Origin of the sequence: Helicobacter pylori, assembly GCF_011140715.1 — a bacterium.
GTDB lineage: Bacteria > Campylobacterota > Campylobacteria > Campylobacterales > Helicobacteraceae > Helicobacter > Helicobacter pylori_DA.
Window position 1 is genome coordinate 1 of record NZ_SFZZ01000078.1, and the last position, 11203, is coordinate 11203.

An 11203-nucleotide genomic window follows, 5' to 3' on the forward strand; every position below is an offset into this window, starting at 1 on the left:
TTGTATCGCTGAAGAAAATGGGGCGTATGCGAGCGTGGGGTTTGAATATTCTATCAGTCATGCCATCCAGCACAATAACCCCTTTTTGAATCAAGAACGCATCCAAATCATTTCTAACGCTCAAAACAAAATCTATAAACTCAATCAAGTCAAAAATGAAATCACCAGCATGCCCAACACCTTTAACTACATCAACAACGCTTTAAAAAACGATGCTAAATTAACCCCCACTGAAAAACAAGCCGAAACTTACTACCTGCAATCCACCCTTCAAAACATTGAAAAAATAATGATGCTTAGCGGTGGAATTGCGTCTAACCCTAAACTAGCCCAAGCGTTAGAAAAAATGCAAGAACCCATTACTAACCCTTTAGAATTGGTAGAAAACTTAAGAAATTTAGAATTGCAATTCAATCAATCTCAAAACCGCATGCTTTCTTCTTTATCTTCTCAGATCGCTGCAATTTCAAATTCCTTAAACGCGCTTGATCCTAACTCTTATTCTAAAAACGTTTCAAGCATGTATGGGGTAGGTTTGAGCGTAGGGTATAAGCATTTCTTTACCAAGAAAAAAAATCAAGGGTTTCGTTATTACTTGTTCTATGACTATGGTTACACTAATTTTGGTTTTGTGGGTAACGGCTTTGATGGTTTAGGCAAAATGAATAACCACCTCTATGGGCTTGGCATAGATTATCTTTTCAATTTCATTGATAATGCACAAAAACATTCGAGCGTGGGGTTTTATGCAGGCTTTGCTTTAGCGGGGAGTTCGTGGGTAGGGAGTGGTTTAGGCATGTGGGTGAGTCAAATGGATTTTATCAACAATTATTTGACTGGTTATCAAGCTAAAATGCACACGAGTTTTTTCCAAATCCCTTTGAATTTTGGGGTTCGTGTGAATGTCAATAGGCACAATGGTTTTGAAATGGGTTTAAAGATCCCTTTAGCGGTAAGTTCCTTTTATGAAACGCATGGCAAGGGGTTAAACGCTTCCCTCTTTTTCAAACGCCTTGTCATGTTTAATGTGAGTTATGTTTATAATTTTTAGGGGGGTAGAAAATAAGCACCCCATTACATGTTTTAGCGTATCGCAACCTTTGAATTTTAAAAACTAGATTTAGTTTTTTTGCCTCAAATGATGGACACTCTCGCCCCCAAGACCATAATTATTAGAATCGACCTCATCTATAATGACCACAACAGAAGCCTTATTTTTGTTTAACACCTTCACCATCAAATCTGAAACCCCTTCAATCAATTGCTGTTTTTGCTCGTTTGTTGGCCCTCCATTTTCTGGCACAAGTTTGATATTGATAAACGGCATGTTATTCCTTAAAATTGAGATAGCGTATTATAACACTTTTATTAAACGCTTCATTAAGCGCTTTTTCATATTATTTAATTAAACCCCCTTTTAAAAAACAATAAAATAAAAACAATAAAAGCCCTTTTAGTGGCTTTCAAGTCAAGTTAAGTTTGATATACTAACAAAATGAATACTTATAAAAACAGCTTGAATCACTTTTTAAATTTAGTGGATTGTTTAGAAAAAATCCCCAATGTGGGTAAAAAGTCCGCCTTTAAAATGGCGTATCATTTGGGTTTGGAAAACCCTTATCTGGCACTCAAGATCACGCACGCCTTAGAGAACGCCCTAGAAAACCTTAAAACATGCGCATCTTGTAACGCGCTCAGCGAGAGTGAGGTTTGTGAGATTTGTTCTGATGAAAGCCGGCAAAATTCTCAGCTTTGCATGGTTTTACACCCAAGAGATGTGTTTATTTTAGAAGATTTAAAGGATTTTTTAGGGCGCTATTATGTGTTAAATTCCATAGAAGAAGTGGATTTTAACGCCCTAGAAAAACGCCTGATTGAAGAAAACATTAAAGAAATCATTTTTGCTTTCCCCCCCACTTTAGCTAATGATTCTTTAATGCTTTATATTGAAGATAAATTACAGCATTTCCACCTCACTTTCACTAAAATCGCTCAAGGCGTGCCTACTGGAGTGAATTTTGAAAACATTGACTCCGTTTCGCTCTCAAGGGCGTTTAATTCAAGGATCAAAGCATGAATTTAAATTTTATGCCCCTATTGCATGCTTATAACCATGCGAGCATTGATTTTCATTTCAATTCTAGTGCTAGGGATTTTTGCGTGCATGAAGTGCCTTTGTATGAATTTAGCAACACAGGCGAACATGCCGTTATTCAAGTGAGGAAAAGCGGTTTAAACACTTTGGAAATGCTTCACATTTTTTCTCAAATTTTAGGGGTAAAAATCGCTGAATTGGGTTATGCGGGCTTGAAAGATAAAAACGCACTGACGACTCAATTCATCTCACTCCCTAAAAAATACGCCCCTTTATTAGAAAAAAATACGCATAATTTGCAAGAAAGAAACCTTAAGATTTTATCTTTGAATTACCATCATAATAAAATCAAATTAGGGCATTTAAAGGGTAATCGCTTTTTTATGCGTTTTAAAAAAATGACCCCCCTAAACGCTCAAAAAACAAAGCAGGTTTTAGAACAAATCGCGCAGTTTGGCATGCCTAATTATTTTGGCTCACAACGCTTTGGGAAGTTCAATGACAACCATAAAGAGGGTTTAAAAATCTTACAAAATAAAACGAAATTCGCTCATCAAAAATTAAACGCTTTTTTAATTTCAAGCTATCAAAGTTATTTGTTTAATTCGCTTTTAAGCAAACGATTAGAAATCAGTAAAATCATTAGCGATTTTAGCTTAAAAGAGGGTTTAGAATTTTTTAAACAAAAAAATTTAAGCGTTGATTCAAACACTCTAAAAGCCCTTAAAAACCAAGCCCACCCTTTTAAAATCCTAGAAGGCGATGTGATGTGCCATTACCCTTATGGGAAATTTTTTGACGCTTTAGAATTAGAAAAAGAAAGCGAAAGGTTTTTGAAAAAAGAAGCTGTGCCTACAGGGTTACTAGACGGCAAAAAAGCTCTTTATGCAAAAAATTTGAGTTTTGAAATTGAAAAAGAATTCCAGCATAACCTTTTAAATAGCCATGCTAAAACGCTAGGCTCTAGGCGGTTTTTTTGGGTGTTTGCAGAAAATGTAACTTCCCAATATATCAAAGAAAAAGCGCAATTTGAATTGGGATTTTACTTGCCTAAAGGGAGTTATGCGAGTGCGTTGCTCAAAGAAATCAAGCATGAGAAAGGAGAAAATAATGACGAATTTTGAAAAGATTATCGCGCAAAACAGGCTCAAAACGAATGCGGTTTTAACCACTTATTGCGCGATTTTTGCTTTTATCGGGTTGTTGGTGGATGCTATTAGAATCAACGCTAATGATTTAGGCATAGCCCTTTTTAAACTCATGACTTTTCAAATTTTTCCTACGATCACTATTATCATGTTTTTAGTGGCTTTTGTTATTATTGTTATTTGTATCCAAAATTTTAGCTCTATCATGTTAAGCGGTGATGAATACAAGCTTATTGACCCAAGCAAGGTTTTAAGCTCTAAAGAAAATCAAATCCATCGCCTTTTGTTAGAGCTTTTAGAAGAGGCTAAGCTTCATTTTGAACCTAAGCTTTATATCATTAACGCCCCTTACATGAACGCTTTTGCGAGCGGGTGGGACGAATCTAATTCTCTTATCGCTCTTACAAGCGCTTTAATAGAGAAGTTGGATAGAGACGAATTAAAAGCCGTGATCGCTCATGAGCTCAGCCACATACGGCACAACGACATCCGCTTGACCATGTGCGTGGGGATTTTGAGCAATATCATGCTATTGGTGGCTAATTTTAGCGTGTATTTTTTCATGGGGAATCGCAAGAATAGCGGGGCGAATTTGGCCCGAATGATTTTATTACTCTTACAGATCATTTTGCCTTTTTTAACGCTTATTTTACAAATGTATTTGAGCCGTACACGAGAATACATGGCCGATAGCGGGGCGGCGTTTTTAATGCATGACAATAAGCCCATGATTAGAGCCTTACAAAAAATTTCCAACGATTACACCAATAACGATTATAAAGAAATAGATAAAAATAGCACCCGATCAGCGGCCTATCTTTTTAACGCTGAAATGTTTAGCACCCACCCTAGCATTAAAAATCGTATCCAATCCTTAAGAAAGCGTGTGATTTAAGTGGAAAATTTTTTCAACCAATTTTTTGAAAGTATCGGCGAAGACAAGAATCGAGAAGGTTTGAAAGAGACGCCTAAAAGGGTTCAAGAATTATGGAAATTCTTGTATAAAGGCTATAAAGAAGATCCTAGAGTGGCTTTAAAAAGCGCGTATTTTCAAGGCGTTTGCGATGAAATGATAGTGGCTCAAAACATTGAATTTTACTCCACTTGCGAACACCACTTGCTCCCTTTTTTGGGGAATATCAGTTTAGGATACATTCCTAAAGAAAAGATTGTAGGCATTAGCGCGATCGCTAAACTCATTGAAATTTATAGCAGACGCTTGCAAATCCAAGAAAGGCTGACCACTCAAATTGCTGAAACCTTTGATGAAATCATAGAGCCAAGGGGCGTGATTGTGGTTTGTGAGGCCAAGCATTTGTGCATGAGCATGCAAGGGGTGCAAAAGCAAAATGCGATCATTAAAACAAGCGTTCTAAAAGGCCTCTTTAAAAAAGACCCTAAAACCAGAGCTGAATTTATACAACTCTTAAAATCTTAGGTTATAATTCTATGCATGAATAACCCTAATTTATCCTTTTACCATAATGAGTGCGAGCGTTTTGAAAGCTTTTTAAACCACCATCATTTACACCTTGAAAGCTTCCACCCTTATTTGGAAAAAGCCTTTTTTGAAATGGTGCTTAATGGGGGTAAAAGGTTCCGCCCTAAGCTTTTTTTAGCCGTGCTTTGCGCGTTAGTGGGTCAAAAAGATTATTCTAACCAACAAACAGAATATTTTAAAATCGCTTTAAGCATTGAATGCTTGCACACTTATTCGCTCATCCATGACGATTTACCATGCATGGATAACGCCACTTTAAGGAGAAACCACCCCACTTTACACGCTAAATACGATGAAACCACAGCCGTTTTAATCGGCGATGCGCTCAACACTTATTCTTTTGAATTGCTTTCAAACGCTTTACTAGAAAGCCATATCATTGTGGAATTGATCAAAATCTTAAGTGCTAATGGGGGGATTAAAGGCATGATCTTAGGGCAGGCTTTGGATTGCTATTTTGAAAACACGCCCTTAAATTTAGAGCAACTCACTTTCTTACACGAGCATAAAACCGCTAAATTGATTAGTGCAAGCTTGATTATGGGGCTTGTTGCAAGCGGTATTAAAGATGAAGAGCTTTTAAAATGGCTTCAGGATTTTGGGTTAAAAATGGGTCTTTGTTTTCAAGTGCTAGATGATATTATAGATGTTACGCAAGATGAAAAAGAAAGCGGTAAAACCACTCATTTAGACGGCGCTAAAAACAGCTTCGTGAATTTGTTAGGGCTAGAAAAGGCGAATAATTACGCTCAAACTTTAAAGACAGAGGTTTTAAACGATTTAAATCTACTAAAATCCGCTTATCCTTTATTGCAAGAAAATTTAAACGCATTATTGAACACTCTATTTAAAGGCAAGACATGAAAAAAATTCTACTCACCAACGATGATGGCTACCATGCAAAAGGCATTAAAGCTTTAGAACAAGCTTTAGAAAACATGGCAGAAATCTATGTGGTCGCCCCCAAGCATGAAAAAAGCGCATGCTCGCAATGCATCACGATCACCGCGCCTTTAAGAGCGGAGAAAATTAAAGGCAAAGAAGGCCGGCATTACAGGATTGATGATGGCACGCCAAGCGATTGCGTGTATTTGGCGATCAATGAGCTTTTTAAACATGTTTGTTTTGATTTAGTGATTTCAGGGATCAATCTTGGATCTAACATGGGCGAAGACACGATTTATTCGGGAACGGTGGCCGGAGCGATTGAAGGCACGATTCAGGGCGTGCCTTCCATTGCGATTTCTCAGATCCTTTCTAACAAAAACAAAAACACCCCTTTCAGTTTTGATCTGGCTCAAAAGATCATCCAGGATTTAGTCCAAAGCGTTTTCACCAAAGGCTACCCTTTAAAGGGGCGCAAACTCCTAAACGTGAATGTCCCTAATTGCTCCTTACAAGAATATCAGGGCGAACGCATCACCCCTAAGGGCTATAGGCTGTATAAAAAAGAAGTGCATAAACGAACAGACCCCAAAAATGAAAGCTATTTTTGGCTAGGGTTGCACCCTTTAGAATGGCAAAAGCGCGAAAATGAAGACAGGCTCTCTGATTTTGACGCTATCGCTTCAAACCATGCCTCTATCACGCCTTTAAATTTAGACTTAACCAGTTATGATGATTTAAAAAGCTTGGAATCTTGGCATGAGGGAATGTTAAAGTGAATAAAAAGCACCGCTTGGCTTTTTTAGGGCTAATTGTTGGGGTTCTATTCTTCTTTAACGCATGCCAGCACCGCTTGCACATGGGGTATTATTCAGAAGTTACAGGGGATTATTTGTTCAACTATAATTCCACTATCGTGGTAGCTTATGACAGAAGCGATGCGATGACTTCTTATTATATCAATGTGATTGTTTATGAATTGCAAAAATTAGGCTTTTACAATGTCTTCACGCAAGCGGAATTCCCATTAGATAAAGCCAAAAATGTGATCTATGCGCGCATTGTCCGTAATATCTCAGCTGTGCCGTTTTATCAATACAATTACCAACTGATTGATCAAGTCAATAAGCCTTGTTATTTTCTTGGGGGGCAGTTTTATTGCTCTCAAACCCCTACGGATTATTACGCTATCAATGGCTTTAGCGAGCAAATTTTAATGAGCGCTAATTCGCATTTTATTTTAGATTGGTATGATGTGGTGTTGCAAAAACGGGTTTTATATGTGGATGGGAGCGTGAGCGGAAGGACTTGTGGCTATCAAATGCTGTATAGGGATTTGATTAAAAGCACGATCAAACGCATTGATTTTAACCGCCCTGAACGCTACTACTATAATTTAAGACTGCCCCTTTATCAGCCATGTTATAGGCAATGAAATGGTTATCAGGCGATTGTATAAATTTTGCGCTAGCCATGTGGTGCGCAATTGCTCTTCTTTAAAATGCGCTCAAAATATCCATGGGCATAATTATGAAGTGGAAGTCTTTATTGAAACCAACCGCTTGGATAACGCGAACATGGCATTAGATTTTGGGCTGATGCAACAAGAAATGCAAACCTTTATAGACTCCTTTGATCATGCCCATCATTTTTGGGATAAAGAAAGCGATGAGTTTCAGCGTTTTATAGAAAATCATTGTGCGCGTTACGTGAAATGCTCGTTTAATTTGAGCGCGGAGAGTTACGCTCTCATGTTTTTATACTACCTGACAAAAATTTTACAAAAAAGCGTTTTTTCTAACAATGAAGGGGAGTTAAAAGTCTCTAGCGTGCGCGTGCATGAGACTAAAAACGGCTACGCTGAAAGCTTTTTAAACGATTTAGAAAACCCTCATTTTAAATCTTTAGTGCATCCAAATTGCGTCTCTTTTTCACAAGGTATTCAAGGTTTGTGGCATGATAAGGATTTTTTCAATAAAATCATCAGCGATGAAAAACAATGCTTTTTTCACGCTAAACCCTTACACCAGATCCCTTAAAAATGAAACTCCCGGTCGTTGAGAGCTTTTTTTCCTTACAAGGTGAAGGAAAAAACATAGGCAAGCCCAGTCTTTTTTTACGATTAGGGGGGTGTAACCTTTCATGCAAGGGCTTTAATTGTAAAACCTTATTGAATGATGAAATCCTAACAGGTTGCGATAGCTTGTATGCGGTGCATCCTAAATTCAAAGAAACTTGGGATTATTACAACGATCCTAAACCTTTGATTGATCGTTTAGAAAATTTAGCCCCTAATTATAAACATTTTGATTTCATTCTTACAGGCGGGGAGCCAAGCTTGTATTTTAATAACCCTATTTTAATCAGCGTTCTAGAGCATTTTTACCATAAAAAAATCCCTTTATTTGTAGAGAGTAACGGCTCTATTTTTTTTGAATTTAGCCCTATTTTAAAAGAATTGCATTTCACCCTGAGCGTCAAACTCTCTTTTTCTTTGGAAGAAGAAAGCAAGCGGATCAACCTTAAAGCCTTACAAAATATCTTAAATAACGCTAAAAGCGCGCATTTTAAATTTGTATTGGAGAGTCAAAACGCCGCTCAATCTATTATAGAAATTCAAAGCCTTTTGAAACAACTCTCCTTAAAAAATAATGAAATCTTTTTAATGCCCTTAGGCACAAATAACAACGAGCTAGATAAAAATCTAAAAACCCTAGCCCCCCTAGCCATAAAGCATGGTTTCAGGCTGAGCGATAGGCTTCATATCCGCTTGTGGGATAATAAGAAAGGGTTTTAAAACTATCATACAAGGCGTTATTATTTTAAGCTAAAAATTGTTATCATACACCAATTAAGGGATTATTTTACCTCTAAAGTTAGGAAATCATGACCATCAAAGTTTTTTCGCCCAAATACCCCACTGAATTAGAAGAATTTTACGCTGATCGCATCGCTGATAACCCTTTAGGGTTTATCCAACGCTTGGATCTTTTGCCCAGCATTAGCGGGTTCGTTCAAAAATTGCGCGAGTATGGCGGGGAATTTTTTGAAATGAGAAAGGATAACAAGCTCATTGGGATCTGTGGGCTTAATCATATCAATCAAACAGAAGCCGAGCTGTGCAAATTCCATATAAATACCGCTTATCAATCTCAAGGGTTGGGTCAAAAACTCTATGAGAGCGTGGAGCGATACGCTTTAATCAAAGGCTATACTAAAATCTCTCTGCATGTGAGCAAGAGTCAAATCAAGGCATGCAACCTCTATCAAAAGCTGGGTTTTATGCCAATCAAAGAAGAGGATTGCGTGGTGGAGTTGGGCGAAAAGACTTTGATTTTCCCCACTCTTTTTATGGAAAAGATTCTGTCTTAATTAGCGCGTCAATTTGACACATGCCCAAGCGATAATTTTCCCTACCAAACTTTGATTAACATAGCCTAATTAATGATAAATAAACTATAAAACAAACGCTTGTTTTTAAAATTTTGTTTTAATATGAAACACTAATCCCTTGTAAAAACTTTAAATTGTGAAAAATAAACAAACCATTCCCTTAAATTGTATAATAAAGACACTATAAACTAAAAAGAGATAACCATGAGAAAACTATTCATCCCACTTTTATTATTCAGCGCTTTAGAAGCGAATGAGAAAAATGGCTTTTTCATAGAAGCCGGGTTTGAAACCGGGCTATTAGAAGGCACGCAAACGCAAGAAAAAAGACACACCACCACAAAAAACACTTATGCGACTTATAATTATTTACCCACAGACACGATTTTAAAAAGAGCGGCTAATTTGTTCACAGACGCTAAATCCATATCACAATTAAACTTTTCATCTTTATCCCCTGTTAAAGTGTTGTATATTGGTGGTCAATTAACTATAGAAAATTTCTTACCTTATAATTTAAGCAATGTTAAACTGAGTTTTACAGACGCTCAAGGCAATGCGATTGATCTAGGGGTGATAGAGACTATCCCCAAACACTCTAAAATTGTTTTACCTGGGGAGGCGTTTGATAGTCTAAAAGAGGCGTTTGATAAAATTGGCCCCTATACTTTCTTTCTTCCAAAATTTGAAGCCACTAGCACTTCTATTTCTGACGCTAACACGCAGAGGGTGTTTGAAACGCTCAGTAACATTAAAACAAATCTTATAATGAAATATAGTAATGAAAATCCAAACAATTTCAACACTTGTCCTTACAATAATAATGGTAATACAAAAAATGATTGTTGGCAAAATTTCACCCCACAAACCGCAGAAGAATTCACCAATTTAATGTTGAACATGATCGCTGTCTTAGACTCCCAATCTTGGGGCGATGCGATCTTAAACGCTCCTTTTGAATTCACTAACAGCTCAACAGATTGCGATAATGATCCTTCAAAATGTGTAAATCCCGGAGTAAACGGGCGTGTTGATACTAAAGTCGATCAACAATATATACTCAACAAACAAGGTATTATTAATAATTTTAGAAAAAAAATAGAAATTGATGCGGTTGTTTTAAAAAATTCAGGGGTTGTAGGGTTAGCCAATGGATATGGTAATGATGGTGAATATGGCACATTAGGGGTAGTGGCTTCTGCTTTAGATCCTAAAAAACTCTTTGGCAATGACCTTAAAACTATTAATTTGGCTGATTTAAGGACTATCTTGCATGAATTCAGCCACACCAAAGGCTATACCCATAACGGGAACATGACTTACCAAAGAGTGCCAACCGGTCAAAATGAAAATGGCAAGCCAAAAGATTCTGATGGCCTCCCCTATAATGTGTGTTCGCTTTATGGGGGTTCTAATCAGAGCGCTTTCCCTAGCAACTACCCTAATTCCATCTATCACAATTGTGCGGATGTCCCAGCTGGCTTTTTAGGGGTAACGGTAGCGGTTTGGCAGCAGCTCATCAATCAAAACGCTTTACCCATCAATTACGCTAATTTGAGCGCTCAAACAAACTACAATCTAAACGCTAGTTTGAACACGCAAGATTTAGCCAATTCCATGCTCAGCACCATTCAAAAAACCTTTATAACTTCTAGCGTTACCAACCACTATTTTTCAAGCGCTTCGCAAAGTTTTAGAAGCCCTATTTTAGGGGTTAATGCTAAGATAGGCTATCAAAATTACTTTAATGATTTCATAGGGTTAGCTTATTATGGCATTATCAAATACAACTATTCTAAAGCCCTTAATCAAAAATTCCAGCAATTGAGCTATGGTGGGGGGATAGATTTGTTGTTGGATTTTATCACCACTTACTCCAATAAAAATAGCCCTATAGGCATTCAAACGAGAAGAAACTTTTCTTCATCTTTTGGTATCTTTGGGGGGTTAAGGGGCTTGTATAACAGCTATTATGTGTTGAACAAAGTCAAAGGGAGCGGTAATTTGGATGTGGCTACTGGGTTGAATTACCGCTATAAGCATTCTAAATATTCTGTAGGGATTAGCATCCCTTTAATCCAAAGAAAAGCTAGCGTCGTTTCTAGTGGTAGCGATTACACGAACTCTTTTGTTTTCAATGAAGGGGCTAGCCATTTTAAGGTGTTTTTCAATTATGGGTGG

13 protein-coding genes are annotated in these 11203 nt (G+C 37.3%); 12 read left to right on the forward strand and 1 reads right to left on the reverse strand.

Annotated elements, in window-relative coordinates; translation table 11 throughout:
• A partial coding sequence (locus EWZ81_RS07770; RefSeq protein ID WP_165549570.1) for an outer membrane protein occupies positions 1-1051 on the forward strand: 1051 nt, incomplete at its 5' end.
• Between the two features lie 69 nt (positions 1052-1120).
• On the opposite strand, the gene EWZ81_RS07775 is transcribed toward EWZ81_RS07770, so the two are convergent.
• Complete coding sequence (locus EWZ81_RS07775; protein WP_001115888.1) at positions 1121-1327, reverse strand: 2-hydroxymuconate tautomerase family protein; 207 nt, start codon at positions 1325-1327, stop codon at positions 1121-1123.
• A 168-nt stretch (positions 1328-1495) separates the two neighbouring features.
• Between EWZ81_RS07775 and recR the strand changes: the two genes are divergently transcribed.
• The 11 genes from recR to EWZ81_RS07830 form a co-directional block, all read left to right on the forward strand.
• Complete coding sequence (gene recR, locus EWZ81_RS07780) at positions 1496-2077, forward strand: recombination mediator RecR (RefSeq protein WP_001099598.1); 582 nt, start codon at positions 1496-1498, stop codon at positions 2075-2077.
• Entirely contained in the window at positions 2074-3219 is a 1146-nt protein-coding gene (gene truD / locus EWZ81_RS07785; RefSeq protein ID WP_165549571.1) for a tRNA pseudouridine(13) synthase TruD, read from the forward strand. Before recR ends, truD begins: the two co-directional genes overlap by 4 nt.
• Entirely contained in the window at positions 3206-4138 is a 933-nt protein-coding gene (gene htpX, locus EWZ81_RS07790; RefSeq protein WP_231630608.1) for a zinc metalloprotease HtpX, read from the forward strand. Before truD ends, htpX begins: the two co-directional genes overlap by 14 nt.
• Entirely contained in the window at positions 4139-4681 is a 543-nt protein-coding gene (gene folE / locus EWZ81_RS07795) for a GTP cyclohydrolase I FolE (protein WP_165549573.1), read from the forward strand.
• Between the two features lie 15 nt (positions 4682-4696).
• Complete coding sequence (locus EWZ81_RS07800; RefSeq protein WP_165549574.1) at positions 4697-5608, forward strand: polyprenyl synthetase family protein; 912 nt, start codon at positions 4697-4699, stop codon at positions 5606-5608.
• Positions 5605-6408 (forward strand): 5'/3'-nucleotidase SurE, encoded by an 804-nt coding sequence (gene surE, locus EWZ81_RS07805; RefSeq protein ID WP_000722496.1) that lies wholly within the window; start codon positions 5605-5607, stop codon positions 6406-6408. The genes EWZ81_RS07800 and surE overlap by 4 nt, the downstream gene beginning before the upstream one ends.
• Positions 6405-7064: a hypothetical protein gene (locus EWZ81_RS07810; RefSeq protein ID WP_165549575.1), complete on the forward strand. Its 660-nt coding sequence runs from the start codon at positions 6405-6407 to the stop codon at positions 7062-7064. Before surE ends, EWZ81_RS07810 begins: the two co-directional genes overlap by 4 nt.
• Position 7065: 1 nt before the next feature.
• A complete protein-coding gene (locus EWZ81_RS07815) occupies positions 7066-7668 on the forward strand; it encodes a 6-pyruvoyl trahydropterin synthase family protein (protein WP_165549576.1) in 603 nt (200 codons plus the stop codon).
• Positions 7669-7670: 2 nt separating this feature from the next.
• Positions 7671-8426: a 7-carboxy-7-deazaguanine synthase QueE gene (locus EWZ81_RS07820; protein WP_165549577.1), complete on the forward strand. Its 756-nt coding sequence runs from the start codon at positions 7671-7673 to the stop codon at positions 8424-8426.
• Positions 8427-8515: 89 nt separating this feature from the next.
• A complete protein-coding gene (locus tag EWZ81_RS07825; protein WP_165549578.1) occupies positions 8516-9001 on the forward strand; it encodes a GNAT family N-acetyltransferase in 486 nt (161 codons plus the stop codon).
• Between the two features lie 225 nt (positions 9002-9226).
• Positions 9227-11203: porin family protein (locus EWZ81_RS07830; RefSeq protein WP_165549579.1), on the forward strand; the 1977-nt coding region annotated here is incomplete at its 3' end.